The sequence below is a fragment of the Pseudomonas sp. MF09150 genome, from assembly GCF_059862355.1.
Map to the genome: position 1 here is coordinate 57,593 of NZ_JCBCUS010000001.1, position 25,274 is coordinate 82,866.

General features: G+C 63.4%; 24 protein-coding genes. 13 read left to right on the forward strand and 11 right to left on the reverse strand.

Annotated elements, in window-relative coordinates:
* Positions 1-14: 14 nt before the first annotated feature.
* The 11 genes from arnB (at position 15) to AC19YX_RS00285 (ending at position 12,649) form a co-directional block, all read left to right on the forward strand.
* Positions 15-1,154: a UDP-4-amino-4-deoxy-L-arabinose aminotransferase gene (gene arnB, locus AC19YX_RS00235; protein ID WP_500605365.1), complete on the forward strand. Its 1,140-nt coding sequence runs from the start codon at positions 15-17 to the stop codon at positions 1,152-1,154.
* Positions 1,155-1,159: 5 nt separating this feature from the next.
* Positions 1,160-2,179 (forward strand): undecaprenyl-phosphate 4-deoxy-4-formamido-L-arabinose transferase, encoded by a 1,020-nt coding sequence (gene arnC, locus AC19YX_RS00240; RefSeq protein WP_500605366.1) that lies wholly within the window; start codon positions 1,160-1,162, stop codon positions 2,177-2,179.
* Positions 2,176-4,167, forward strand: a complete 1,992-nt coding sequence (gene arnA / locus AC19YX_RS00245) for a bifunctional UDP-4-amino-4-deoxy-L-arabinose formyltransferase/UDP-glucuronic acid oxidase ArnA (RefSeq protein WP_500605367.1) — start codon at positions 2,176-2,178, stop codon at positions 4,165-4,167. The genes arnC and arnA overlap by 4 nt, the downstream gene beginning before the upstream one ends.
* Positions 4,167-5,051, forward strand: coding sequence for a 4-deoxy-4-formamido-L-arabinose-phosphoundecaprenol deformylase (arnD, locus tag AC19YX_RS00250; RefSeq protein WP_500605368.1), 885 nt, complete (start codon positions 4,167-4,169; stop codon positions 5,049-5,051). Before arnA ends, arnD begins: the two co-directional genes overlap by 1 nt.
* Complete coding sequence (gene arnT, locus AC19YX_RS00255; protein WP_500605369.1) at positions 5,048-6,697, forward strand: lipid IV(A) 4-amino-4-deoxy-L-arabinosyltransferase; 1,650 nt, start codon at positions 5,048-5,050, stop codon at positions 6,695-6,697. The genes arnD and arnT overlap by 4 nt, the downstream gene beginning before the upstream one ends.
* Positions 6,694-7,038 carry a 4-amino-4-deoxy-L-arabinose-phosphoundecaprenol flippase subunit ArnE gene (gene arnE / locus AC19YX_RS00260; RefSeq protein WP_020297497.1) on the forward strand — a complete coding sequence of 115 codons (345 nt, stop codon included), beginning with the start codon at positions 6,694-6,696 and terminating at the stop codon, positions 7,036-7,038. The genes arnT and arnE overlap by 4 nt, the downstream gene beginning before the upstream one ends.
* Positions 7,035-7,448, forward strand: a complete 414-nt coding sequence (gene arnF / locus AC19YX_RS00265) for a 4-amino-4-deoxy-L-arabinose-phosphoundecaprenol flippase subunit ArnF (RefSeq protein WP_078472907.1) — start codon at positions 7,035-7,037, stop codon at positions 7,446-7,448. The genes arnE and arnF overlap by 4 nt, the downstream gene beginning before the upstream one ends.
* Positions 7,445-8,818, forward strand: a complete 1,374-nt coding sequence (locus tag AC19YX_RS00270; protein ID WP_078472906.1) for a UDP-glucose dehydrogenase family protein — start codon at positions 7,445-7,447, stop codon at positions 8,816-8,818. Before arnF ends, AC19YX_RS00270 begins: the two co-directional genes overlap by 4 nt.
* Entirely contained in the window at positions 8,819-10,444 is a 1,626-nt protein-coding gene (locus AC19YX_RS00275) for an ArnT family glycosyltransferase (protein WP_500605370.1), read from the forward strand. It abuts the gene before it with no gap.
* A 157-nt stretch (positions 10,445-10,601) separates the two neighbouring features.
* The gene (locus AC19YX_RS00280) at positions 10,602-11,780 is read left to right on the forward strand and encodes an MFS transporter (RefSeq protein ID WP_500605371.1); all 1,179 of its coding nucleotides are present in this window, start codon (positions 10,602-10,604) and stop codon (positions 11,778-11,780) included.
* A gap of 161 nt (positions 11,781-11,941) precedes the next feature.
* The gene (locus AC19YX_RS00285) at positions 11,942-12,649 is read left to right on the forward strand and encodes an HPP family protein (protein WP_500603116.1); all 708 of its coding nucleotides are present in this window, start codon (positions 11,942-11,944) and stop codon (positions 12,647-12,649) included.
* Positions 12,650-12,753: 104 nt separating this feature from the next.
* Here the strand turns inward: AC19YX_RS00285 and AC19YX_RS00290 are convergent, their stop codons facing one another.
* The 8 genes from AC19YX_RS00290 to AC19YX_RS00325 form a co-directional block, all read right to left on the reverse strand.
* A complete protein-coding gene (locus tag AC19YX_RS00290; RefSeq protein ID WP_078473375.1) occupies positions 12,754-13,614 on the reverse strand; it encodes a LysR family transcriptional regulator in 861 nt (286 codons plus the stop codon).
* Positions 13,615-13,683: 69 nt separating this feature from the next.
* Positions 13,684-14,718 carry an arginine N-succinyltransferase gene (gene astA / locus AC19YX_RS00295; protein ID WP_078473376.1) on the reverse strand — a complete coding sequence of 345 codons (1,035 nt, stop codon included), beginning with the start codon at positions 14,716-14,718 and terminating at the stop codon, positions 13,684-13,686.
* The gene (gene ctlX, locus AC19YX_RS00300; RefSeq protein ID WP_500605372.1) at positions 14,715-15,653 is read right to left on the reverse strand and encodes a citrulline utilization hydrolase CtlX; all 939 of its coding nucleotides are present in this window, start codon (positions 15,651-15,653) and stop codon (positions 14,715-14,717) included. The genes astA and ctlX overlap by 4 nt, the downstream gene beginning before the upstream one ends.
* 395 nt (positions 15,654-16,048) lie before the next feature.
* The gene (locus AC19YX_RS00305; protein WP_007974731.1) at positions 16,049-16,528 is read right to left on the reverse strand and encodes an Lrp/AsnC family transcriptional regulator; all 480 of its coding nucleotides are present in this window, start codon (positions 16,526-16,528) and stop codon (positions 16,049-16,051) included.
* Positions 16,529-16,540: 12 nt separating this feature from the next.
* The gene (locus AC19YX_RS00310) at positions 16,541-17,302 is read right to left on the reverse strand and encodes an ABC transporter ATP-binding protein (RefSeq protein WP_078473378.1); all 762 of its coding nucleotides are present in this window, start codon (positions 17,300-17,302) and stop codon (positions 16,541-16,543) included.
* A 78-nt stretch (positions 17,303-17,380) separates the two neighbouring features.
* Positions 17,381-18,091: an ABC transporter permease gene (locus AC19YX_RS00315; RefSeq protein ID WP_500605373.1), complete on the reverse strand. Its 711-nt coding sequence runs from the start codon at positions 18,089-18,091 to the stop codon at positions 17,381-17,383.
* Complete coding sequence (locus AC19YX_RS00320; RefSeq protein ID WP_078473380.1) at positions 18,088-18,813, reverse strand: ABC transporter permease; 726 nt, start codon at positions 18,811-18,813, stop codon at positions 18,088-18,090. The genes AC19YX_RS00315 and AC19YX_RS00320 overlap by 4 nt, the downstream gene beginning before the upstream one ends.
* Before the next feature lie 70 nt (positions 18,814-18,883).
* Positions 18,884-19,663, reverse strand: a complete 780-nt coding sequence (locus tag AC19YX_RS00325; RefSeq protein ID WP_500605374.1) for a transporter substrate-binding domain-containing protein — start codon at positions 19,661-19,663, stop codon at positions 18,884-18,886.
* Positions 19,664-20,167: 504 nt separating this feature from the next.
* Between AC19YX_RS00325 and AC19YX_RS00330 the strand changes: the two genes are divergently transcribed.
* Complete coding sequence (locus tag AC19YX_RS00330) at positions 20,168-21,274, forward strand: enoyl-CoA hydratase/isomerase family protein (RefSeq protein WP_500605375.1); 1,107 nt, start codon at positions 20,168-20,170, stop codon at positions 21,272-21,274.
* 3 nt (positions 21,275-21,277) lie between these two features.
* The gene (locus tag AC19YX_RS00335) at positions 21,278-22,429 is read left to right on the forward strand and encodes an acyl-CoA dehydrogenase family protein (protein WP_421546805.1); all 1,152 of its coding nucleotides are present in this window, start codon (positions 21,278-21,280) and stop codon (positions 22,427-22,429) included.
* Positions 22,430-22,605: 176 nt separating this feature from the next.
* Here the strand turns inward: AC19YX_RS00335 and yddG are convergent, their stop codons facing one another.
* From yddG to AC19YX_RS00350, 3 genes are all read right to left on the reverse strand, one after another.
* On the reverse strand, positions 22,606-23,511 hold the full coding sequence (gene yddG, locus AC19YX_RS00340; protein ID WP_500605376.1) for an aromatic amino acid exporter YddG: 906 nt from the start codon (positions 23,509-23,511) through the stop codon (positions 22,606-22,608).
* A 101-nt stretch (positions 23,512-23,612) separates the two neighbouring features.
* Positions 23,613-24,389 (reverse strand): helix-turn-helix domain-containing protein, encoded by a 777-nt coding sequence (locus AC19YX_RS00345; RefSeq protein WP_500605377.1) that lies wholly within the window; start codon positions 24,387-24,389, stop codon positions 23,613-23,615.
* 111 nt (positions 24,390-24,500) lie between these two features.
* Complete coding sequence (locus tag AC19YX_RS00350; protein ID WP_078473384.1) at positions 24,501-25,274, reverse strand: enoyl-CoA hydratase; 774 nt, start codon at positions 25,272-25,274, stop codon at positions 24,501-24,503.

A 25,274-nucleotide genomic window follows, 5' to 3' on the forward strand; every position in this document is an offset into this window, starting at 1 on the left:
ACCCCGAGGTCTGCATGAATCAGGTTTTCCTACCTTTCTCACGCCCGAGTATTGGCGATGAAGAGATCGCCGCTGTAGAGCAGGTTCTGCGCTCTGGCTGGATCACCACCGGCCCGCAAAACCAGGAGCTCGAACACCAATTTGCACAACGGGTCGGCTGCCAGCATGCCGTTGCCCTGTCCTCCGCCACCGGCGCCATGCATATCACCCTGCTGGCCCTGGGCATCGGCCCCGGCGACGAAGTCATCACTCCATCCCAGACCTGGGTCTCGACCGCCAATATGATCTGCCTGCTGGGGGCGACCCCGGTGTTTGTCGACATCGACCGCGACACCCTGATGACCGATGCCCAGCGTATCGAGGCCGCCATCACCCCGCGCACCAAGGCCATCATCCCGGTGCATTACGCCGGTGCCGCCTTTGACCTGGATCCGCTCTACGCCTTGGCGGACAAGCACGGGATCCCGGTGATCGAAGACGCCGCCCACGCCGCGGGCACTCAGTACCGTGGCCGGGCCATCGGCGCCCAGGGCACGGCGATTTTCTCCTTCCACGCGATCAAGAACATGAGCTGCGCCGAAGGCGCGATGTTCACCACCGATAACCAGGCATTGGCTGATCGGGTGCGCATGCTCAAGTTCCACGGCCTCGGTGTGGATGCCTATGATCGCCTGACCCACGGCCGCAAGCCCCAGGCCCAGGTGATCGAGCCCGGCTTCAAGTACAACCTGGCCGATATCAATGCTGCGATCGCCCTGGTCCAGCTCAAGCGCCTGGAGCAGATCAACGCCCAGCGCGAGACCCTGGCCCAGGCGTACCTGGAACGCCTGGCCGGCCTCCCGGTGCAACCGCTGCACCTGCCCGCCTACCCGCAGCAGCACGCCTGGCACCTGTTTATCCTGCGCATCGATGCCGAGCGCTGCGGGATCGACCGCGATGCGTTCATGAAAGGCCTGCAGGAACAGAACATCGGCAGCGGCATCCACTTTATTGCCACCCACCTGCACACCTACTACCGCCAGCGCTTCCCCGACGTGCAACTGCCCAATACCGAATGGAACTCGGCACGCCTGTGTTCGATCCCATTGTTCCCCGACATGACCCTCGACGATGTCGATCGGGTCGTCGGTGCCATTGCCACCCTCCTGGACTGAAGCCTTTGAAACCTTATCCAATTCAGTTCGTGTCGATCGTGATCCCGGTCTACAACGAAGAAGAGAGCCTCCCCGAACTGCTGCGTCGCACTGAAGCAGCCTGTCGCCTGCTCAAGCACAACTTCGAAATCGTGCTGGTCGACGACGGCAGCCGCGACGAGTCGGCGAACATCCTGCAAGCCGCCGCCGAGCGCGAAGGCAGCCCGGTGGTAGCGGTGATCCTCAACCGCAACTACGGGCAGCATGCGGCGATCATGGCCGGTTTCGAACAGGCCCGTGGCGATGTGGTGATTACCCTCGACGCCGACCTGCAGAACCCGCCGGAAGAAATCCCGCGCCTGGTGGCCCAGGCCGAGCTGGGCTATGACGTGGTCGGCACGGTGCGCAACAATCGCCAGGACTCGGCCTTCCGCCGCTGGCCGTCGAAGCTGATCAACCTCGCAGTGCAGCGCTCCACCGGGGTGGCCATGAGCGACTACGGCTGCATGCTGCGCGCCTACCGCCGCACCATCGTCGACGCCATGCTCGCCTGCCGCGAGCGCAGCACCTTTATTCCGATCCTGGCCAACAGCTTTGCCCGCCATACCACCGAGGTCCTGGTGGAGCATGCCGAGCGCGAGCACGGCGATTCGAAATACAGCCCGATGCGTCTGGTCAACCTGATGTTCGACCTGATCACCTGCATGACCACGACCCCCTTGCGCCTGCTGAGCATCATCGGCTTCAGCATGGCGGCGCTGGGCATGCTGTTCGCCTTCGCCCTGATCCTGTTGCGCCTGGTGTTTGGTGCCGAATGGGCGGGCGACGGCACTTTTGTGCTGTTCGCGGTGCTCTTCGTATTCACCGGTGGCCAGTTCATCGGCATGGGCCTGCTGGGTGAATACCTGGGGCGCATGTACAGCGACGTTCGTGCCCGGCCACGCTTCTTCATCGAAAAAGTCTTGCGCAGTCAACCTGCCGCCCCTGCTCCCGTTGTCACTGTCGACGGTCTTACTTCCACTCTCTCTGATCAGGTTTCGCCATGAGCAATAAAGCTGTCGTCTTCGCCTACCACGATATCGGCTGTGCCGGCATCGAAGCCCTGCTCGCCGCGGGTTACGAGATAGCCGCGGTATTCACCCATGCCGACGATCCGAAAGAAAACACCTTCTACGGCTCCGTGGCCCAGTTGTGCTCCCTCAAGGGCATCCCGGTGCATGCGCCGGAAGACGCCAACCACCCGCTGTGGATCGAGCGCATCGCCAAGCTCAACCCCGACTACCTGTTCTCCTTCTATTACCGCAACCTGCTGAGCGAAGCCCTGCTGGCCACCGCCGGCAAAGGTGCGTTCAACCTGCACGGCTCGCTGCTGCCCCGCTATCGCGGCCGTGCTCCGGCGAACTGGGTGCTGGTCAATGGCGAAACCGAAACCGGCGTGACCCTGCACCGCATGGTCAAGCGCGCCGATGCCGGGGCGATCATTGCCCAGGAGCGCGTGGCCATCGACCGCACCGACACCGCCCTGACCCTGCACGCCAAACTGCGTAACGCCGCTTCCAGCCTGCTGCATGACACCCTGCCGCTGCTGGCCCAGGGCAAAATCAGCGAGACCGCCCAGGACGAGTCCAAGGTCACCACGTTCGGCCGCCGTACCCCGGCTGATGGCAAGCTGCTGTGGAAGAACAGCGCCGAGCAGCTGTTCAACCTGGTTCGCGCCGTGACCAAGCCGTACCCGGGCGCGTTCTGCGCCGTGGGCGAGCACAAGCTGATTGTCTGGAGCGCCGACGTGGTCAAGGGCAATGAAGGCCTGGCCCCGGGCCGGGTGATCAGTGTCGACCCGCTGCGCATCGCCTGCGGCCAGGACTCGTTGGTGATCAACGCCGGCCAGCGCAATGAAAACGGCCTGTACCTGAGCGGCCCGCAACTGGCCAACGAGCTGGGGCTGGTGGATGGCTCGGTGCTGCGCGGTGCGGAATCCGGTCGTGCACCACGCCGGACCCGGGTGCTGATCCTGGGGGTCAACGGTTTTATCGGCAACCACCTGTCCGAGCGCCTGCTGCGTGACGACAAGTACGAAGTCTACGGCCTGGACATCGGCTCTGACGCCATCGAGCGCCTGCGCAGCCACCCCAACTTCCACTTCGTCGAAGGCGACATCAGCATCCACTCGGAGTGGATCGAGTACCACATCAAGAAGTGCGACGTGGTCCTGCCCCTGGTAGCTATCGCCACCCCGATCGAATACACCCGCAACCCGCTGCGTGTGTTCGAGCTCGACTTCGAGGAAAACCTCAAGCTGGTGCGCTACTGCGTCAAGTACAACAAGCGCGTGATCTTCCCCTCGACCTCCGAAGTCTATGGCATGTGCCAGGACAAGAACTTCGACGAAGACACCTCGAACCTGATCGTCGGCCCGATCAACAAGCAGCGCTGGATCTACTCAGTGTCCAAGCAACTGCTGGACCGGGTGATCTGGGCCTACGGCGCCAAGGGCCTGAACTTCACCCTGTTCCGTCCGTTCAACTGGATGGGCCCGCGCCTGGACCGCCTGGATTCGGCGCGTATCGGCAGCTCCCGAGCCATTACCCAACTGATCCTGAACCTGGTGGAAGGCACGCCGATCCGCTTGTTCGACGGCGGCGAGCAGAAACGCTGCTTCACCGACATCGCCGACGGCATCGAAGCCCTGGCGCGGATCATCGACAACGACAATGACGCCTGCAACGGTCAGATCATCAACATCGGCAACCCGGACAACGAAGCCAGCATCCGCCAGCTCGGCGAAGAGCTGCTGCGTCAGTTCGAAGCCCACCCGCTGCGGGCCAACTTCCCGCCGTTCGCCGGCTTCCGCGATGTCGAGAGCAAGGCGTTCTACGGTGCCGGTTACCAGGACGTGGAGCACCGCAAGCCAAGCATCGCCAACGCCAAGCGCCTGCTGAACTGGGAGCCGACCGTGGAGATGAGCGAAACCATCGGCAATACGCTGGATTTCTTCCTGCGTGAAGCCATGCTCGAAATCGCGGACAAACGTTGATGCAGGCAGGTCTGCGCATCGATGTCGACACCTATCGTGGCACCCGTGATGGGGTGCCGCGGTTGCTCGAACTGCTGGATGAAGCCGGGGTCAAGGCGACCTTCTTCTTCAGCGTCGGTCCGGACAACATGGGGCGCCATTTATGGCGCCTGATTCGTCCGCAGTTCCTGTGGAAGATGCTCCGTTCCAATGCAGCGGGGCTCTACGGCTGGGACATCCTGCTGGCCGGCACCGCGTGGCCGGGCAAACCCATTGGCCGCGACCTGGGGCATCTGATGCGCCAGGCCCTGGCCGCCGGTCATGAGGTCGGCCTGCACGCCTGGGATCACCATGGCTGGCAGGCCAACGCCGGGCGCTGGAGCCAGGCGCAACTGATCGAGCAGATCCGCCAGGGTCTCGACACCCTCAATGACATTCTTGGCCAGCGCGTCGACTGTTCGGCAAGCGCCGGCTGGCGTGCCGACGAGCGTGTGATCGAGGCCAAGCAGACCTTCGGCCTGCGCTACAACAGCGATTGCCGTGGCGATTCGATCTTCCAGCCGCGGCTGGCGGACGGCAGCCTTGGTGCGCCGCAGATCCCGGTGGACCTGCCGACCTTCGATGAAGTGGTCGGGCCGGTGGTGGCAGCGCAGGATTTCAACGCGTTTATTCTGGATCGGTTCAGCCCTGACAAGCTCAACGCCTACACCATTCATGCCGAGGTAGAAGGGATTCTGATGGCCAATGATTTCCGTCAGTTGCTGGCCAGTGCCCAGCAACGCGACATCCAGTTCCAACCCCTGGGGCAGCTGCTCCCCGCGGACCTGTCCAGCCTGCCCCAGGGGCAGGTGGTGCGCGGCGCCCTCGAAGGCCGTGAAGGCTGGCTGGGAGTACAGGGCGCATGAGTAGACACTGGGCCCTGCCCTTACTGCTGATTGCCTTCGGCCTGTTCTACCTGGCGCCGCTGGCCACCCATGGCCTGTGGATCCCGGACGAGACCCGCTACGCGCAGATCAGCCAGGAAATGCTCCACAGTGGCAACTGGGCCAGCCCGCACTTCATGGGCATCCGTTACTTCGAGAAGCCGGTGGCCGGTTACTGGATGATCGCCATCGGCCAGGCGCTGTTCGGCGACAACCTGTTTGGCGTGCGCGTGGCCTCGGCCCTGAGCACCGGCCTCAGCGTGGTCCTGGCCTATCTGCTGGCCCGGCGCCTGTGGAACGATCCGCGCAAGAGCCTGGCCAGCGCCCTGCTCTACATGAGCTTTACCGTGGTTGCGGCGCAAGCCGGCTACGCCAACCTCGATCCGCAGTTCACCTTCTGGGTCAACCTGAGCCTGGTGGCGCTGTGGTTTACCTTCGATTGCCGCACCCCACGCGGCCAGGTGCTGGCCTGGGTCGTGCTGGGCCTGGCCTGCGGCATGGGCTTCATGACCAAGGGCTTTCTCGCCTGGCTGCTGCCGGTGCTGGTGGCCCTGCCCTACGCGGTCTGGCAGAAGCGCCTGCGCTCGCTGCTGATCTACGGCGGCATCGGCGTATTGGTCGCAATCCTGATCAGCCTGCCCTGGGCCCTGGCGGTGCACGCCCAGGAACCGGATTACTGGCGCTTCTTCTTCTGGCACGAGCATATCCGACGCTTTGCCGGGGACGATGCCCAGCACGCCTCACCCTGGTGGTACTACTTGCCGTTGCTGGTGGGTTTCAGCGTGCCCTGGGTCCTGCTGCTGCCAGCCAGCCTGAAACAGGCCTGGCAACAGCGGCGCCTGAACAGCAGCGGTTTCCTGCTGCTGTGGCTGGTACTGCCCCTGGCCTTCTTCAGCCTGAGCAAAGGCAAGCTGCCGGCCTATATCCTGCCGTGCCTGCTGCCCCTGGCACTGTTGATGGGCAACACCCTGATGGACCGCCTGGCCGCCGGCAAGACCCGACTCCTGGCCTGCAACGGTGTGCTCAACCTGGTGGCCGGCGTCTTGGGACTGCTGGCCCTGGTGTACTTCCAGCTGAAAAAACCGGTGTATGTGGACGAGCCCCAGCACCTGGTATTGGTGTACGTGGTGCTGCTGGGCTGGATCTTCAGCAACCTGCTGCAGGCCATGCGCCCTTTGACGCTGTGGGCGGCGCCGGCCCTGGGCAGCTTTCTGCTGGTGGCCCTGGCCCCCGCGGCCCTGCCGAACAAGGTGGTCTACAACAAGATTCCCGACCAGTTCATCATCGACCACGTCGCCGAACTGGGTCAGGCCAAGGCCCTGCTGAGCAACGATCTGGGCGCCGCATCGGCCCTGGCCTGGCGTCTGGGCCGCGCCGACGTGACGCTATACAACACCGAAGGCGAAGTGAAATACGGCCTGGGCTATGCAGACACCGCCGCGCGCAAGGTCGACCTGAATCAGGTCCAGCCATGGATCGCCGAAAACCGCCAGCAAGGCACCATCGGCGTGGTGATGCGAGTCAAGAGCAGTGACGAAGCCCATGAAGTCGAATTGCTGCCCAAGGACGCCAAGCGTTACGAGCAAGGCAATATCGTGATCTTCATCATTCCCCAGAGCCAGCCATGAGCCTGTTGCTTCTACTGCTGGCCTGCGGGCTGACCTGCCTGGGCCAGGTGGCACAGAAGTTTGCCGTTGAAAGCTGGCGTGACCGCCCTTCCAGCGCCCTGCAAAAGCTGCGTTCAGGCTGGCTATGGCTGGCCCTGTTCAGCCTCGGCCTGGGCCTGCTGGTGTGGCTGCTGGTACTGCAACGCATGGAAGTGGGCGTGGCTTACCCCATGCTCAGCCTGAACTTTGTATTGATTACCCTGATTGCCCACTTCGTGTTTCGCGAGCACATCGACCGCCGTCACTGGCTGGGCGTGGCGCTGGTGATTGCCGGGGTATTGCTGTTGAGTCGCCACGCATGAGCCGGTCCCGCGGTTTCGCCTTCGCCATGGGCAGTGTGAGCCTGGTCAGCGCCGCCCAGTTGGGCATGCGCTGGAGCATGACCCGCCTGCCCGAGCCGGCCCAATGGCTGGACGCACTGGGCAGCGGCGGCATTGATTATGTGGCCCTGGGCGTGGTGCTGGCAGGCATCTGTGCCTATGCCCTGTCGATGCTGTGCTGGCTGCTGGCCCTGCGCGACCTGCCCCTGGGCCGCGCCTATTCGCTGCTGAGCATCAGCTACGCCCTGGTGTACCTGCTGGCGGCCGGCCTGCCCTGGTTCCATGAACCCTTCACGCTTTCCAAAAGCCTGGGGGTGGCCTTGGTCATCCTCGGCGTGATTACCATCAACTCTCGATCTGCACCCGCGACAAGTCCCAGGAATACCCCATGAAAATCAGCGTATTTGGAAGTGGTTACGTCGGTCTCGTACAGGCCGCCGTGTTGGCTGAAGTCGGCCACGATGTCATCTGCATGGACATCGACGAGAACAAGGTCAAGCTGCTGCAACAGGGGCATGTGAGCATCTTCGAACCTGGCCTCGCCAGCCTTGTGCGCGACAGCCTGGAAGCCAAGCGCCTGCAGTTCACCAGCGATGAAAAACTCGCGGTGCTGCATGGTCAGGTGCTGTTTATCGCGGTGGGTACGCCCTCCAGCGACGACGGTTCGGCGGACCTGCGCTACGTATTGTCGGTCGGCGACGCGGTGGCTCGCCACCGTCAGCAGCCGGTGATCCTGGTGGAGAAATCCACGGTGCCGGTGGGCACCGGTGACACCCTCAAGGCCCACATCGAGCAGGCCCTGGGCGGGCGTGAACTGGAGTTCGATATCGTCTCCAACCCGGAATTCCTCAAGGAAGGCTCGGCCGTGACCGACTGCCGCCGTCCGGACCGGATCGTGGTCGGTTGCGAGCGCGAAGAAGTGCGGGAAGTGATGCGTGACCTGTATGCGCCGTTCAACCGCAACCATGACCGCATCATGTTCATGGACCTGCGCAGCGCCGAGCTCACCAAGTACGCTGCCAACTGCATGCTGGCGACCAAGATCAGTTTCATCAACCAGATCGCCGAACTGGCCGAACACCTGGGGGCCGATATCGAATCGGTGCGCCTGGGGATCGGCGCCGACACCCGCATCGGCTACCACTTCATCTACCCGGGCTGCGGCTACGGCGGCTCGTGCTTTCCCAAGGACATGCGTGCGCTGATCCACAGCGCCCAGGCGGCCAATTGCTCCAGCGATCTGTTGCAAGCGGTGGAAGCAATCAACGAGCGGCAGAAACACAAGCTGTTCGAGCGCATCAATGCCTTCTACAAAGGCGACCTGCGCGGCAAGACCTTCGCCCTCTGGGGCCTGGCCTTCAAGCCCAACACCGATGACATGCGCGATGCGCCGAGCCGCGTCCTGCTCGACTCACTGTTTGCGGCCGGTGCCCAGGTCCGCGCCTTCGACCCGGAAGCCATGCAGGAAACCCAAAAGCTCTACCCCGACGAGTCGAAGCTGATGCTGATGGGCACCCCGGAATCGGTACTCAACGGCGCCGACGCCCTGGTGATCTGCACCGAATGGCAGCAGTTCAAGGCGCCGGATTTCGAACTGATCGAACAACGGCTCAAGGCCCCGGTGATTTTCGACGGGCGCAACCTGTACGACGCCGAACGCCTGGCGCGCAATGGCTTCACCTACTTCCCGATCGGTCGGGGCGAGTCGCGCAACCTGCCTATCCCCCATCAACAATGGTCTGCACACACGGTCGATGCCTGAATGAATCCGCTCCCCAGTCCCCCTTCGAAAACTCTTCTCTGGCAATCGTTGGGGCTGGGGCTGCTGGCATTACTGCTGTTCTGCGCCGGCGTCTATCAGCAGCCGATCATCGGTTTCGACTCGCGCTTCGTGCTGTTCGCCAAGGAGATGCTGCGCCACGGGCCGGGGTTTTTCCCCACCACCTATGGCCAGCCCTACGCTGACTATTCCAGTGCCTCGACCCTGTTGATCTGGCTGTTTTCCCTGCCCTCGGGCCAGGTCAGCAGCCTGAGCGCCTGGTTGCCCACGGCCATCGCTTCGGCACTGATCGTCAGCCTGATCTACCGCCTGCTGGCGCCCTATTCCAGGACCTGGGCCTTGCTCAGCGTCGCTTTGCTGTTGCTCAGCAACACCTTTATCAGTGAAACCCGCGCCGTGTCCCAGGACCAGTTGCTGGCGGCGGTGGCCCTGGCGGTGTTTTACCTGGGGTATGCCCATGACCACTTCGCCGCGCCGCGCCGGCTGTGGCTGATCTTCCTGTTGCTGGGCCTGGGTTTCGCCATTCGCGGGCCGATCGGCCTGGTGATTCCCACCGGTATGCTCTGCAGTTATTACCTGCTCAACGGCCAATGGCGGCGCCTGTTCGGCTTCGGATTCAGCGCCCTGTTGCTGCTGGGCGCCTGCGTTGCCCTGCTGCTGTGGCTGGCCAGGCTCAGCGGTGGGCAAGCCTTTGTCGACGATGTGATCCGCATGCAGTTCATGGGGCGCATGGACGGCAGTGAGGGCGCGAGCGATGCCTTCTACTATTTCACCAGCTCTCTGGGCAACTACGCCCTCGCCTACCCCCTGGCGATCCTGGCGTGGATCGCGGTCCTGCTGGGCCGCTCCAGGGAATCGGGCCCGGCATTGAAGCTGCTGCGCCTGTGCACCGCTGCCGGACTGGTGGTGATGATCGGCCTGTCGATCCCCCAGGCGAAAAAGGCGCGCTACCTGCTGCCGATGCTGCCCATGGCGGCGATGGTTGCGGCCTATCCCTTCCAGGTTCAGCAGGGCCGCTGGTTCGCCTGGCTGCGCGGCCTGATCCAGGGCCTGTGGCTGGTATTGCCCGGGCTGTTGCTGATTGGCCTGCTGCTGTTACGGCGTAAGTTTCCCGAGCAACTGGAGCACCTGGCGCCGATGCTGATCCTGCTTGGGCTGTTGCAGGCCGTCGCCCTGGCCTGGCTGCTCAAGCCGCGCTGGCGAGCCGTCGGCCTGGCCTACACCGCCGTGCTGGCGGTGTGGGCCAGCTATATCGGAGTGTTCGAGCCGGTGCAGCGCCAGTTGTACGACACGCAAGCCTTCACCGAGGCGGCGCTGCAGCTGATCCAGCGCGACCCGGCGCCGCTGGTGCTGTACGGCATGGGCAAGGACGCCAAGGCGATCAAGTTCATGGTGCACCTCGAGCAGGATATGCAGCCGCTGTTCACCGATCAGCCGCAAGCCCTGGCGCAGGTGCCGGGCCCGGCCTGGGTGGTGATCGACCGCAACCTGCTGCCGAGCCTGCACGACTCGCCCCTGGGGCAGCTGAAACCAGCCTTGAGTGGGCGCTTCGACAAAAATGACTACCTGTTGCTGCACGTTCCGGCAGGCTCGACGCCCCAGCCCTGAGGCTATCGGGGCTGGGTGATTGACCCGGGGCACACGAGCATTTGCGTTACGCCATGCGCCGGATTCTGTAGGCTGCGCACAGAAGGTGCCTGTAATGGGCGCTCCAGGGCGGCTCAATGGATGCTGCCCGTATCCGGCACAAGGACTCTGCACGGTCGTGGCTACTTATTCCCTGGTTATCCGGCGCCTGATGATCTGTTCGCTGACCATCGTGATCAGCCGCGCCATCACCAGCCCGTTGCTCACGCTGTTTCTCAGCGAAAAGCTGCACCTCGACCAACAGGACGTCGGCCTGCTGCTGGGCATCGCGGTGTTTGTCGCCACCCTGCTGGCGCTGTACGGCGGCTACATCATCGACCGCCTGGACAAGCGCCGGCTGCTGATCCTGACCATGCTCTCCAGTGCTATCGGCTTCGTGCTGCTGACCTTTGCCCACAACCTCTACCTGACCACCGTGATTCTGGTGGTCACCGAGACCGCCTCGGCGCTGTTCCTGATCGGCTCCAAGGCGATCCTCAGCGAGAACCTGCCCATCAGCCAACGGGCCAAGGCCTTCTCCCTGCGCTACACCTTGACCAATATCGGCTACGCCACGGGGCCGATGCTGGGCGTGGTGATCGCCGGCGCCTGGCCCTTGGCACCGTTTCTGATTGCCGGTGTTATCGCCCTGTTCAGCACCCTGCTGATGCGCGGCATTCCTTCGGCGTCGGGCAGCGATACCCTGAGCAAACCGCAAAGTTTTATCCAGACCCTGGTCACCCTGAAAAACGACCGCACGCTGATCATGTTCACCGCCGGTTGCCTGCTCAGCACCATCGTCCATGGCCGCTTCACCCTGTACCTGTCGCAGTACCTGCTGGTCACCTCGGACGCCCAAAGCGCCCTCGACACCATGGCGGCCCTGCTGGCCTGCAACGCCTTGTGCGTGATCCTGTTGCAGTACCAGATCGGCCGCTTCCTCAAGCGTGAGCAACTGCGCTACTGGATTGCGGTCGGCACCGGCCTGTTCATCCTCGGGCTGATCGGCTTCAGCCTGGCCTACAGCCTGTTGGGCTGGTGCCTGGCGATGTTCGTCTTCACCTTGGGCGAAATGATCATTTACCCGGCGGAGTTTCTGTTTATCGACACCCTGGCCCCCGATGCTCTGCGTGGCAGCTACTACGGCGCGCAGAACCTGGCGGCCCTGGGCGGTGCATTGAGCCCGGTGATTTGCGGTTACCTGCTGGTGCACTCACCGGCGCCGACCATGTTTTATGCCTTGAGTGCGCTGACTGCCCTGGGTGGGTTGCTGTGTTTCCTCAGTGCCCGGCGCGTGGCCTTGGCTGACCCAGCTTAAATACAAAAATAATGCAGTTAAGCAGCATCATTATGAATTTGTGTGCAGCAGCAAGGCGCGGCACACTGTGCCCGTTCCTCCCCCAAATGTTGGAACGTTAAAGGGCTTTCTGGTTATCCAGACAGCCCTTCTTTTTGCCCGTCGATTGGATTGCTCTGCTTATGTTTGCACGCTGGAAACCTGCCGCCATCAATACCCGTCCCGCGGAATGGAGCCGCGCCGCCATTGGCATGGCCCTGGGGACACTGATCAGCGTCTGGCTGTGCGGACAAGTGTTCGGCATGGAAGTCGCGGTGCACCTGATCGGCCCGCTGGGGGCCTCGGCCGTGTTGCTGTTTGCCGTGTCTTCCGGGGCGCTGGCCCAGCCCTGGTCTATTCTGGGCGGCTATCTGTGTGCCGCGGTGGTCGCGCTGTTGGCGGCCCATGTGCTGGGACGCAGCCTGGGCAGTGCCTGTCTCGCCGCCGGCATGGCCCTGGTGCTGATGTGCTGGCTGCGCTGCCTGCATCCACCCGCCGGCGCACTGGCCTTGACCCTGGTTCTGGCTGACCCGGCGACCATTGCCCTGGACTGGCGCGCCTTGGCGCCGACGATGCTCGGGGCGCTGTGCCTGCTGCTGTGCGCCCTGGTCTATAACAACCTGACGCGCATCCGTTACCCCAAGGCGGCCAGCGAACCGACGCCGGCGATCCCTGCCCACCCGCCCGTGGTGGACAGCCAGGCAATCACCGCCGCCGACCTGCAACTGGCCCTGGCGGAGATGCAGGAGTTTTTCGACGTCACCCCGCAAGACCTCGAACAACTGATTCACGCCAGCGAAGCCCACGCCCGCCGGCGCAGCATCGGCGAAGTGCTGGCCCCCAGACTCTGACCAGACGCCGTCGTGGTATGCCGGGCAACCTGTAGCCGCTGCCCCAGGCTGCGCTGGCCATCACCACCGCCGCAGTAGCAATGTCGGTTACGGCCATCGTGTGATTACAAAGGCGACCACCGCTGGGACCAGTCGTTGTCGCCGGCGATGACCTCGCGCAGCACGTCGAAGGCCTGTTGCAACTCGACGGAGTCGCGCTCGCGGGCATACAGCAGGTAGGTCGGGAAGCTGAATTCCGGAGCTTTTTCCACCCGTTCCAGCACGCCGCTGTCGAGGTAGCTCTGCACCACCCGGGTCCGGAAGTAGCCGCTGCCACCGCCCTCAAGGATGAATTGCAACGCCAGCGGCCCGAGGTTGAAGCCCACCGCGGCCTTGGCCTGATCCGGCAGCGCCGCGTCGTGCTGACGCCGGAAATCATCGCCCCAGTCGATATACACATAAGGCTCAGGCTGGCCGGCCAGGCGCACCTGGATCAGTTTTTCCTCCAGCAACTGCTCGACCTGCAACCCCGGCCAGTACACCGGCTGATACACCAGCGCAGCATCCAGCACGCCCATCTCCAGTTGCCGCTGCAGGCTCGCGCCGTCTCCCACCTGGCTGCGGATCGCGTGGCTGGGAATCGCCAGGCGCAGGCGTCGCACCCAGTTCAGCATCAGCGGGTTGCACAGGCTGATTTCGCCGCCGATGTGCAGCACATTGCGATACCCCTCCAGCAACGGCAGGTCGCGCCGGGCGGCTTCCCAGGTCTGCAGCAACTGGTTGGCGTAGACAATGAAGGCTTCGCCGTCGGGCGTCAGCCGGGCCCCTGCACGATTGCGCACGAACAGCTTGCAGTTGAGCTGGCTTTCGAGGTTCTGCACCCGGGCGCTGATGGCGGTCTGGGTCAGGTGCAGATGCTCGGCGGCGGCCACCAGGCTGCCGCTGCGGACGATTTGCAAAAAGGTGCGGGCCAGCTCGATATCCATGGTGCCTCGGACACAAAAGTCGAGCGCCATTGTAGCGGCGCTCGCCCGCCCGCGCTGCAGCGGTGTTGCTCAGGCTGCCGACAGCTGCTGCTGCGGCACCGCCAGGCTCACCGCGCGTACCGAGCTGCCGGCGTTCAAGCCCAGGCTGGCGGCAGTGCTGGCGGCGACAATCAGGGTGCCGGCCGCCACCCGGGCCGGGGCTGCGGTAATCCGGCAGTCGGCGAACTGGCGATTGTGGATCAGGTAGGGTTCGGCCTGCTCGCCCGGCGTACCGATGCTCAGTTGCAGCACCTGGCTGTCACGCACCGCACGAATCTCGCCGGTGGCGCACTCGATCAGCGGCCCGCCGTCGAAAATATCGATGTAGTCCTTGAAGCCGAAACCCTCGGACTTGAGCATGCCCAGGGCCGGCTCGGTGTTGGGGTGGACGCGGCCGATCACCGAGCGCGCCTCCTGGGGCAACAGGCAGGTGGGCAGCGGGAACTTGGGCATCAACTCGGCAATAAACGTCTTGTTGCCCAGGCCGGTCAGGTAGTCGGCGTCGGCAAAATCCATCTTGAAAAAATGCCGGCCCAGGCCCTCCCAGAACGGTGAGACGCCCTCTTCATCCGAGAACCCGCGCATCTCGGCGATCACCTTGTCGCCGAAATGCTCGCGGAACTCCGCCAGGAACAGAAACCGCGCCTTGGACAACAGACGCCCATTGAGGCCACTGCGGTGGTTGGCGTGAAGAAACAGCGAGCACAGCTCCGAATGCCCGGTCATGTCGTTGCCCAGGAACAGGGTCGGCAGTTGCTGGTTGATCCCCAGGTCCTTGGACGCCGCCACAAACAATCCCAGGCGGTAGTTGTACCAGGGCTCGCGCAGGCCCACGGCCCCGGCCAGGGCACAGATCCCCAAGGCCTCGCCGTTTTCACCTTCGAGCACGAACAGGTAGTCGGCATCGGCGCGTTCGGCTTGCCCGGCAAAGGTCTTCTCAGCCCACTCCAGGCGCTGGCGCAAGCGCCCGGCATCTGCCGGCAAGGTGGTCAGGCCGGTTCCGGCGCTGTGGGCCAGGGTCAACAAGGCCGGCAGGTCGGCCAATGTAGCGGGACGCACGATCATCGCGATTGCTCCAGAGGGGTGGCACGTTTGGGTAGATAGACTTCGGCCAGCATGCAGCGCGCGCTGCCGCCGCCAATGCGTTCGATGGTGTCGATGTTCACCGGCAGCGGTCGGGCATGACGCTCTACCAGTCGCCGCTGCTCGCCATCCAGGGACTGCCAGGCGGTGCGCGACATCACCAGCAGCGGCTCGCCGGTGCGGGTGTGCACCTCCAGCATGTTGCCGGCGAAGGACTCCAGCTGATCCCAGCTCAAGGCCATGACCTGTTTCCCGCTGTCTGCGAGACGGCTGTGCAAGGCCCGGCGCTCGCCCAAATCGCGCACCGATTCCAGGCACGCCACGGCCAGGCGGGTACCGACGCTCATCATCACATTGGTGTGGTAGATCGCCACGCCCTGGCGGTCGACGGCGCTGAAGGCGCACAACTCATAGCCCAGGTGCTGGATCAACTGATCCAGGGCCCGGGCATGGGTACGGGTGGAATAGCCGGCGTAGCAAATCCGCCGTTCGCGGTCCAGGACCATGCTGCCGGTGCCTTCGAGGAAGATTTCCTGCTGCTCCAGGCTCGACAGGTCGAGCAGTTGTTCGACCTGATAGGCATCGCGCAAGCGCTCGAGCACACCTTTATCGCGCTCCAGGCGCCGGTTATGGCCCTGCATCGGGTACAGCACCAGGGTGCCGTCGGGGTGGCTGCTCCAGCAGTTGTTGGGGAAGATCGAGTCCGGCGTGTGCGGCGCCTCGGCGTCGTCATGCACCATGACCTCCACCCCCTCGGCGCGCAACGCCGCGACATAGCCGTCGAACTCTTGCAGGGCCTGGCGCTGCACATCTTCGGCGACTGCCGCGGGGCGCTGGAAGCGGTTGTTGGCGGCGGTGTCCTGATTGAAGGAGAAACGTGTCGGGCGAATCATCAAAACGGTATTGGTGGTTTGCATGGGCACAGCATCAATGAGGGTTGAGAGGCGCTCATTGTCGGGCTCGGAGCCGGAAAAACCCGGCTGATAAGGCCGGGGGCTATGCCGGAAATGGCTGAAAGCGCGCCGGCGTGCAGCCGATTCGGCGGTGCCGAAAAACGCGGCCCGTAGCCGCTGCCGCCAGGCTGCGCTGGCCGTCGCAGGCGCTGTGGAATATCAGGTCAGAGTGCGATGTTGCAGAGGGCCCGCATCCGAATGAGGTCCGGGCCTGGGGGCAGCGACTAATAAGCGGGCGGTGCTGGGATCAGCTGGAGTTGCGGTGTTGCGACGGGCCATACAGGCGGGACAGGCGCTGGAATGTTGCGTGACTGCGCGGGCGCGGGCGCGGGCGCTGCCTTGCGGCAGCGACCACGGGGTCACTCCATGGTGGTCTTGACCATCGCCAGTTCGGGGTGGCTGACCAATTTGTCGATGTGCAGATCGGGGTCGTCGAACCAGACTTCAGTGAGCACCCGGTAATGCTCCATGTCGCGGCAGCGCATGCGCAGGCTGTAGTCGAAGGCGCCGCTGATCAACCGGCATTCGAGCACCTGGGGGCAGGCGCGGACTTTGGCTTCGAAGGCCTTCTGCGCGGCGCGTCCGCTCTGGTTGGACAACGCCACCAGTACCAGCAACGACAACCCCGGGGTCAGCTTTTTCTCGTCGAGAATCGCGCCGTAGCCGCGGATCACTCCGAGTTGTTCGAGCTTGCGCACCCGTTCCAGGCATGGCCTGGGAGTCAGGTGCACGCGTTCGGAGAGTTTCTGGTAGGTGATGCGCCCTTCGTGGCGCAGCACCTCGATGATCGCCTGGTCGATCCGATCAAGCACGATCGACAGGTCGCGGATGTCCGCCATGGGTGTTTTCCCTCACTTCAAACGGCCGGATAAAAATTGCTGCAAACGTTCACTTTGTGGCTGGTCGAGGATCTGTGCATCGCCCTGCTCCTCGACCCGTCCTTGATGCAAAAACAACACCTGGCTCGACACCTGCCGGGCAAAGCCCATTTCGTGGGTGACCATCAACATGGTACGCCCCTCCTCGGCCAGGGCCTGGATCACCTTGAGCACCTCTCCCACCAGTTCCGGGTCGAGCGCCGAGGTCGGCTCGTCGAACAACAGGATCTCCGGTTCCACCGCCAGCGCCCGGGCAATCGCCACGCGCTGTTGCTGGCCACCGGAGAGAAACGCCGGATACTGCTCGGCGACCCGCTGCGGCAGGCCGACCTTGTCCAGGTAGGCCCGGGCGCTCTGTTCGGCGTCCTTGCGGCTGACGCCCAACACCCGGCACGGCGCGAGGGTGATGTTTTCCAGTACGGTCAGGTGGCTCCACAGGTTGAAATGCTGGAACACCATGGCCAGCCGCGTGCGCAAGCGCTGCAACTGGGCCGGGCTGGCCACCCGCATGCCGCCGGGGGCCGCGCGGGTGGCGATACGCTCGCCATCCAGCTCGATGCTGCCCTCGTCGGCCCGCTCCAGAAAGTTGATGCAACGCAGCATGGTGCTTTTACCGGAGCCGCTGGCACCGATCATGCTCACCACGTCGCCTGCGCGCGCCTTCAACGAGACGCCCTTGAGCACCTCGTTGTCACCAAATCGCTTGTAGAGATTTTCAACGGTCAGTTTGTACATGGGCTACTCCTGAAGCGCCCGCCCGCCGGCTGGCACTTCACACAAAAATAAGGGCAGGTCGACACGCACCGCACAGGGTCAGTGCGCGGGCCCGAGAAAGTTCAGCCAGCGGCGCTCGGCCAGGCGAAAGGCCCCCACCAGGCCGAATGACAGGGCCAGGTAGAGCAAGCCGGCAATGCCGAATGCCTGGAAGGTCATAAAGGTCGCGGCATTGGCGTCACGGGCGATTTTCAGGATGTCGGGGATGGTCGCGGTGAACGCCACGGAGGTCGCGTGCAGCATCAGGATCACTTCGTTGCTGTAGAACGGCAGGGCCCGGCGCAGCGCCGAAGGCAGAATCAGCCGCAGGTACAGGCGACAGCCGCTCAGGCCATAGGCATGGGCGGCCTCGATTTCACCGTAGGGAATGCTGCGGATCGCCCCGGCGAAAATCTCCACGGTGTAGGCGCAGGTATTGAGGGTGAATGCCAGCAAGGTGCAGTTCATCGCATCGCGAAAAAAACCTTCGAGCAGCGGCTGGGCCCGCACGGCGGCGATGCCGTAGATGCCGCTGTAGCAGATCAGCAGCTGGATATACAACGGCGTCCCGCGAAACACATAGGTGAACAGCTGCACCGGCCAGCGCAGCAGCGCCCAGCGCGAAGTACGCATGATCGCCAGCGGCAGCGACAGGACAAAGCCCATGGCGATGCTCGCCACCAGCAGCCACAGGGTCATGGCCAGCCCGGTCAGGCCTTCGCCATCGCTGAACAGAAAGGCTTTCCAGTATTCCTGAATCAGTTCGATCATCGCGACATCCCTCGTACGCCCTGGTTGTAACGCCGCTCAAGCACCCGCAGCAGGTAGTTGGAAGCACTGGTGATCAGCAAGTACAGGGCGCCGGCCAGCAACAGGAAATCCAGCATATTGAAGGTGCTCTTGCCGGCTTCCTGAGCCACTTTGACCAGGTCCGACAGACCGATGATCGACACCAGGGCGGTGGCCTTGAGCAGCACCAGCCAGTTGTTGCCCAGGCTCGGCAAGGCAAAGCGCATCATTTGCGGGAAGACCACGTGCCGGAAGCGTTGCCAGCGATTGAGACCAAAAGCCGCGGCGGCTTCCTGCTGGCCCCGGGGTACGCTGAGAATCGCCCCGCGAAAGGTCTCGGTGAAGTACGCGCCATAGATAAAGCCCAGGGTGATGATGCCGGCCACGAACGGATCGATCTCCATGAACGGCCAGCCCATGAACTCGGTGAGGCTGCTGAGCCAGCCCTGCAGGCTGTAGAAGATCAGCAGCATCAGTACCAGGTCCGGCACGCCGCGAATCAGCGTGGTGTAGAGGGTCGCCGGCACGTTCAGCAGGCGCAGCGGCGAAAGCTTGGCCGCCGCGCCCAGCAGGCCCAGGAGCATGCTCACCAGCAGCGCCAGTGCCGACAGTTTCAGGGTGACCCAGGTGCCGTGCAGCAACAGCGGGCCATAGCCCTGCAGGGCCCCGAGATCGAGACCGAAAAGATTGAGGAAGGTATTCACGCCAGTCACCTTTGATGCGCCACAGCCCTACGCGGCGCCGCATCGCACGGCGCCGGGCAGGGTTCGCGGATCAGTTGTTGTAGAGGTCCAGATCACCGAAGTGCTTCTGCTGGATCTGGGCGTAGATGCCCTTCTCGTGCAGGGCCTTGATCGCGGCGTTGAGCATGCCCTTGAGTTCGTCCTGGTCCTTGCGCAGGCCAATGGCGATTTCCGACGGCACCAACGGGTCGCTGATGCCCTCGCTGTTCTGGAAGTCAGCGCCCTGGGGCGATGTCAGGAAGCTCATCTGCGCTTGCAGCTTGTCCTGAATCGAGGCGTCCAGACGGCCGTACACCAGATCGGCGTAAACCTGGTCCTGATTCTGATAGGCACGCAACTTGACCCCGGCCGGACCGAGCTTGGCCTTGGCGTAGGTTTCCTGGATGGTGCCCTGCATGTAGCCCAGGGTCTTGCCCTTGAGCGACTCGCCGGTCGGCAGCAGGCCCGAGTCCTTGCGGGTGACGATGGCGGTCGGCCCGGCATACAGGCGGTCGGTGAAGTCGATCTGTTTGCGCCGTGCATCGGTGACCGTCATCGACGACTCGATGGCGTCGAATTTGCCAGCCTTGAGAGCCGGGATCAGGCCGTCGAAGTCATTGCTGATCCACACGCACTTGAGCTTGAGCTCGGCGCAGATAGCATTGCCCAAGTCGACGCCGAAGCCCTGCACGCCGCCATCGGCGGTGGTCGATTCAAACGGCGGATAGCTGGGGTTGACGCCGAATCGCAGTTCTTTCCATTCCTTGGCGCTGGCACCGGTCGCGCACAACGCCAACGCCAGTGCAGGCAAAGCCAGCCATTTATTGTTCATCTTCAGAGTCCCGGAGTATTTGGATTTATCGCGGCCGGCGCAGGCACCGAACCACACTTTTCGACAGGGGCAGAGAGTTATTGCGAGGTCCATCGCAGGGGTGTCTTATTGTTGTTTTCGACCGGCAGTCACCGGTCGTCGAACGTGCCATCCGTCCTCAGTCACCACCTGGGTGCGCTGTAACGGACCGCCAGAATGCCAATAGCCGGGGTCGGCCAGGTGTCGTAAGGCCCCGCCCAGACAGCCGAACCATGCTGAACACAGCCGTCTGACAGCCGATTCTGTCGTCATGGCTCAGGATTGGGCTTGTAAATCAATAATGCGTCGCTTTTTGTACCCTGCGAAGCGCAGGCCCGGTCGCGGGTTGCGGGCTTGCCCATAAGGTAAAAATGCACAGGCAACCTGCAGTTATCCCGGTTGTACTTGGCAAATTTGCACTGTTACGATCCGCCATCGCTCGCGCGCGAGCGTCCTATAAAGAACAATAAAAGCAGGGAGTTAGTGATGACTGCTCAGGTTTCATCCCAGGCGACACGGGACATCGACAGCACGTGCAATGAAGTGCTGGTCGAGGTCCGCAACCACATCGGCCACCTGACCCTCAACCGCCCCGCCGGTCTCAACGCCATCACCCTGCAGATGGTGCGCACCTTGCAGCAGCAACTCGATGCCTGGGCCCAGGACCCGCAAGTGCACGCGGTGGTCTTGCGCGGGGCTGGGGAAAAAGCCTTTTGTGCCGGCGGCGATATCCGCTCGCTGTACGACAGCTTCAAGAATGGCCAGACCCTGCACCAGGACTTCTTCGTCGAGGAATACGCCCTGGACCTGACGATCCACCACTACCGTAAGCCGGTGCTGGCGCTGATGGACGGCTTTGTCCTGGGCGGCGGCATGGGCCTGGTGCAAGGCGCCGATCTGCGGGTGGTCACCGAACGCAGCCGTCTGGCGATGCCGGAAGTGGCCATCGGCTACTTCCCCGACGTCGGTGGCAGTTACTTCCTGTCGCGCATTCCCGGGGAACTGGGCCTGTACCTGGGCGTGAGCGGCGTGCAGATTCGCGCCGCCGATGCCCTGTACTGCGGGCTTGCCGACTGGCACCTGGACAGCGACCGGCTGGGCCTGCTTGAGCAGCGCCTCGACCACCTGCAATGGAGCGATATGCCGCTCAAGGACCTGCAAGGGGTGCTGGCCAAGCTCGGTGTGCAACAACTGCCGGATGCGCCGCTGGCCGCCCTGCGCCCGGCCATCGACCATTACTTCGCCCTGCCCGACGTGCCGAGCATCGTCGAGCAACTGCGCGAGGTCAGCCTCGGCGACAGCCGCGAATGGGCCCACGCCACTGCCGACCTGCTGGAGAGCCGCTCGCCCCTGGCCATGGCCGTGACCCTGGAGATGCTGCGCCGCGGCCGCCACCTGAGCCTGGAACATTGCTTCGCCCTGGAGCTGCACCTGGACCGTCAGTGGTTCGAGCGCGGCGACCTGATCGAAGGCGTACGCGCCTTGCTGATCGACAAAGACAAGACGCCGCGCTGGAACCCACCGACCCTGCAGGCGCTCGACGCCGGGCACGTGGCGAGTTTCTTCAGCGGCTTCGACACCAGCGGGAGCTGAGCCATGCACGACATTGAATTGACCGAAGAACAAGTGATGATCCGCGACATGGCCCGGGATTTTGCCCGCGGTGAAATCGCCCCCCACGCCCAGGCCTGGGAAAAAGCCGGCTGGATCGACGACGCCCTGGTGGCGAAGATGGGCGAACTGGGCCTGTTAGGCATGGTGGTGCCCGAGGAATGGGGTGGCACTTACGTCGACTACGTGGCCTATGCCCTGGCGGTCGAAGAAATCTCCGCGGGCGACGGCGCCACCGGTGCACTGATGAGCATCCACAACTCGGTGGGCTGCGGGCCGATCCTCAATTACGGCAGCGAAGCGCAAAAACAGACCTGGCTCGCGCAACTGGCCAGCGGCCAGAGCATTGGCTGCTTTTGCCTGACCGAACCCCAGGCCGGCTCCGAAGCGCACAACCTGCGCACCCGCGCCGAACTGCGCGACGGCCAGTGGGTGATCAACGGCGCCAAGCAGTTCGTCAGCAATGGCAAGCGCGCCAAGCTGGCCATCGTCTTTGCGGTGACCGACCCCGAACTGGGCAAGAAAGGCCTGTCGGCGTTCCTGGTGCCCACCGAAACTCCAGGGTTTATCGTCGATCGCACCGAACACAAAATGGGCATTCGCGCCTCCGACACCTGCGCGGTAACCCTCAACAACTGCACCATCCCCGAAGCCAACCTGCTGGGCGAACGGGGCAAGGGCCTGGCCATTGCCCTGTCCAACCTTGAAGGCGGCCGCATCGGCATTGCCGCCCAGGCCCTGGGCATCGCCCGCGCCGCCTTTGAAGCCGCCCTGGCCTACTCCCGCGACCGGGTGCAGTTCGACAAGCCGATCATCGAGCATCAGAGCATCGCCAATATGCTGGCCGACATGCAGACCCGCCTCAACGCGGCGCGCCTGCTGATCCTGCACGCCGCGCGTCTGCGCAGCGCCGGCAAACCGTGCCTGTCGGAAGCATCCCAGGCCAAGCTGTTCGCCTCGGAAATCGCCGAGAAAGTCTGCTCCTCGGCGATGCAGATCCATGGCGGCTACGGGTACCTGGAGGACTATCCGGTGGAGCGCTACTACCGCGATGCACGGATTACCCAGATCTACGAAGGCTCGAGCGAGATTCAACGCATGTTGATTGCCCGGGAGTTGAAGCACTACCAGTTGTAATCAGTACTCCTTGATGCAAAAAAATCGCAGCCATGGCTGCGATTTTTCATGGTGCCTGGCCTCCATCCAGCGCTCAAAGCGCCTTCAGTCAAGCGTCCACGGGCCAGGTGCCACGGCCTGACACGGTCAGCGTCATTGGCGCGACGGCGGTTACCTGTCTGCTTGACGGGTCGATATCACGCTGAGGTCTTGCGTGAGCGTGAAGTGGCAATGACAGCCCCCGTGATGATCAACACCGCGGGGATTATCAGGATCGGTTTGGCGTCGGTTTGTCCCACGGCAATCAGCAGCAGCGTGGAGAACAATGGCGCCAGGTAAGACAAGGCCCCCAGCATCGCCAGGTTGCCGTGCTTGGTGGCGTGATCCCAGGCAAAAAAAGCCAGGCCCACCGGGCCCAGCCCCAGGGCGATAATCGCCGCCCATTGGGCCGCTTCAGGCTTGACCGTGGTTTCGAAAGCCAGGTGGCAGAGCAACCCGGCCACCGCTACCAAGCCGCAGATACCACCGATGATGCTGCTCGGGACATCGCTGAAACGTCGGTTGACGACCGAATAAATCGACCAGACCCAGGCGCAGGCAAAGGCAGCGGCATAGCCGATGACCGGCACCGCCACGCTTTCACTGTGGGCGCGCTGTTGCATGATGAAGGCTGTTCCCCCAAGACCGAGCAAGGCGCCCAGCAGTTGGCGCTTACTCAGGGACTCGCCGCTTGAAAAGCTCGACAGCAGCACGATCAGAAGCGGCCACAGGTAGGCGATAAGGCTCGCTTCAGCCGCGGGCGCGACCTTCAGGGCAAAGAAATACAAGGCGTGATAGACGAAAATCCCGGCGAACCCGGTTGCCCACACATACCAGGGCTGGCGCCAGCTGCTGAACCCTCCCGCGCCGCGCAGGCCGAGCGTACACAGGCTGGCCAGGAAGGCGACAGCGAAGCTCGATGCCAGCAACTGAAACGGCGGGATACCTGCGGTCAAGGTGGTCAGCAGCGCCAGGCACGCCCATAGAAACACCGCAATCACCCCAATCAACGTGGCGCCTGCGGCACCCTTGACGATGGTGATGGATGGATTGGAAGTGTTCATGCAAGCCCCGTCTGCGGATGATACTCATCTGGGGACAATAGAAAGGTTGCAGGGCTTCGTATTGATAGAGGCTGCCGAAAATTTGTTCGGGGCTGCCGTTTTCAGTGCTCGCGCGCTTGTTTACGCACCGAGGCGGGGGTCAGGTTGCGGGCTTTTTTCAGGGCGTGGGTCAGCGCACTCTGGTCGGCATAACCCGCACGATGGGCAATCTCAATGATCGATAACGAGGTCTGGCGCAGCAGGTCGATGGCCAGGTTCAGGCGCAGCGTCGCGATATGGGCAAACGGGGTTGTTTTCAGGTGCTGGCCGAACAGGACATAGAGGCGCCGTTCGCTGGTGCCTGCATTTCGGGCGATATCACGCACCGTCATGGGGGTGCTCAGATGCCGCTCAACATAGGCCTGCGCCCTGGCGAGGATGAATTGCCCGGGATGGTTCGGAGCAACATCGGGCTGCAACAAGGAGCACAGCAGCAATCGGCTCCATGGCTCGACCATCGCAGGCAAACTGATTAACCCTGCCCCGTTGCTGCTCGCGTAATCCAGCAGATGCCGGATATCGGGCCTGACTGCAAAAAAGCGTTTGTCGCTTAGTGGCTCAAGTAATGGCGCAGCGCTTTTCGGCCCTTGAGCCCCCTGGGTCAGCACGTCCAGTACCAGGAAGCTATTGCAGCGGTTGGCCAGGAAGGTATGGCGGGCGCCCGCGGCGATTACCACCCCCTGGCTCCCATCGACTTTGCCACCTCGTCCATCGACCTCAATGTCCATCGAACCTGACTGGGGCAGGACGATTTGATGAAAGTCGTGTTCGTGAAGCTCCACCTGACCGGAATAGGAGCGCACGGTCAAAGAGAACGATTGGGGGGCGGTAGCGCTCATCAATGACTCTCCTCGTATTGGCACCTGAAGGTCTTCAGCACTGCCCACCGCCTAGCCACAAACGCTCAAGTCCGGGGCTGGCCTGTCCCCGGCTTGAGCGGTGACGCGAGGTTACTGGTCCTTGAACTCAGGCGTGCGCTTGGCAATAAACGCCGCCATGCCTTCCTTCTGGTCCTGGGTGGCGAACGCCGCGTGGAATACCCGGCGCTCGAAGCGTACTCCTTCGGAGAGGCTGACTTCAAAGGCGCGGTTGACGCTTTCCTTGATCATCATGCTGATCGGCACTGACTTGCCGGCGATCAGGGTGGCGACTTTCAGGGCTTCATCCAGCAGTTCATCAGCAGGCACGATGCGCGCGACGATGCCGCAACGTTCGGCTTCCACGGCGTCGATAAAGCGTCCGGTCAGGCACATTTCCATGGCCTTGGCCTTGCCCACGGCGCGGGTCAGGCGCTGGGTGCCGCCCATGCCCGGCAGCACGCCGAGGTTGATTTCCGGCTGGCCGAACTTGGCGTTGTCGCCGGCCAGGATGAAGTCGCACATCAGCGCCAGTTCACAGCCACCGCCCAGGGCGAAACCGTTGACCGCGGCGATGATCGGCTTGCGCCGGTTGGCCACGCGGTCGCTGTCGCTGAACAGGTCGTCGAGGTAGATCTGCGGGTAGCTCAGCTCGGCCATTTCCTTGATGTCGGCGCCGGCGGCAAAGGCTTTTTTCGAGCCGGTGAGCACGATGCAGCCGATTTCCGGGTTGGCCTCCAGGCTGTCCAGGGCCTGGTTCAGTTCGCTGACGATCTGCGCGTTGAGCGCGTTCAGCGCCTGCGGACGGTTGAGAGTGATCAGGCCGACGCGGCCCTGGACGTCTAGCAGAATCGTTTCGTAACTCAT

What these genes read in the sequence shown, in the direction of transcription:
- arnB (WP_500605365.1), top strand. Translation starts at nt 15, where the DNA reads ATGAATCAGGTTTTCCTACCTTTCTCACGCCCGAGTATTGGCGATGAA.
- AC19YX_RS00350 (WP_078473384.1), bottom strand. Translation starts at nt 25,274, where the DNA reads ATGAGTTACGAAACGATTCTGCTAGACGTCCAGGGCCGCGTCGGCCTG.
- astA (WP_078473376.1), bottom strand. Translation starts at nt 14,718, where the DNA reads ATGATCGTGCGTCCCGCTACATTGGCCGACCTGCCGGCCTTGTTGACC.
- AC19YX_RS00290 (WP_078473375.1), bottom strand. Translation starts at nt 13,614, where the DNA reads ATGGATATCGAGCTGGCCCGCACCTTTTTGCAAATCGTCCGCAGCGGC.
- ctlX (WP_500605372.1), bottom strand. Translation starts at nt 15,653, where the DNA reads ATGCAAACCACCAATACCGTTTTGATGATTCGCCCGACACGTTTCTCC.
- yddG (WP_500605376.1), bottom strand. Translation starts at nt 23,511, where the DNA reads ATGAACACTTCCAATCCATCCATCACCATCGTCAAGGGTGCCGCAGGC.
- arnE (WP_020297497.1), top strand. Translation starts at nt 6,694, where the DNA reads ATGAGCCTGTTGCTTCTACTGCTGGCCTGCGGGCTGACCTGCCTGGGC.
- AC19YX_RS00310 (WP_078473378.1), bottom strand. Translation starts at nt 17,302, where the DNA reads ATGTACAAACTGACCGTTGAAAATCTCTACAAGCGATTTGGTGACAAC.
- AC19YX_RS00330 (WP_500605375.1), top strand. Translation starts at nt 20,168, where the DNA reads ATGACTGCTCAGGTTTCATCCCAGGCGACACGGGACATCGACAGCACG.
- AC19YX_RS00315 (WP_500605373.1), bottom strand. Translation starts at nt 18,091, where the DNA reads ATGATCGAACTGATTCAGGAATACTGGAAAGCCTTTCTGTTCAGCGAT.
- AC19YX_RS00345 (WP_500605377.1), bottom strand. Translation starts at nt 24,389, where the DNA reads ATGAGCGCTACCGCCCCCCAATCGTTCTCTTTGACCGTGCGCTCCTAT.
- AC19YX_RS00270 (WP_078472906.1), top strand. Translation starts at nt 7,445, where the DNA reads ATGAAAATCAGCGTATTTGGAAGTGGTTACGTCGGTCTCGTACAGGCC.
- arnF (WP_078472907.1), top strand. Translation starts at nt 7,035, where the DNA reads ATGAGCCGGTCCCGCGGTTTCGCCTTCGCCATGGGCAGTGTGAGCCTG.
- AC19YX_RS00275 (WP_500605370.1), top strand. Translation starts at nt 8,819, where the DNA reads ATGAATCCGCTCCCCAGTCCCCCTTCGAAAACTCTTCTCTGGCAATCG.
- AC19YX_RS00285 (WP_500603116.1), top strand. Translation starts at nt 11,942, where the DNA reads ATGTTTGCACGCTGGAAACCTGCCGCCATCAATACCCGTCCCGCGGAA.
- AC19YX_RS00305 (WP_007974731.1), bottom strand. Translation starts at nt 16,528, where the DNA reads ATGGCGGACATCCGCGACCTGTCGATCGTGCTTGATCGGATCGACCAG.
- arnT (WP_500605369.1), top strand. Translation starts at nt 5,048, where the DNA reads ATGAGTAGACACTGGGCCCTGCCCTTACTGCTGATTGCCTTCGGCCTG.
- AC19YX_RS00335 (WP_421546805.1), top strand. Translation starts at nt 21,278, where the DNA reads ATGCACGACATTGAATTGACCGAAGAACAAGTGATGATCCGCGACATG.
- arnD (WP_500605368.1), top strand. Translation starts at nt 4,167, where the DNA reads ATGCAGGCAGGTCTGCGCATCGATGTCGACACCTATCGTGGCACCCGT.
- AC19YX_RS00325 (WP_500605374.1), bottom strand. Translation starts at nt 19,663, where the DNA reads ATGAACAATAAATGGCTGGCTTTGCCTGCACTGGCGTTGGCGTTGTGC.
- arnA (WP_500605367.1), top strand. Translation starts at nt 2,176, where the DNA reads ATGAGCAATAAAGCTGTCGTCTTCGCCTACCACGATATCGGCTGTGCC.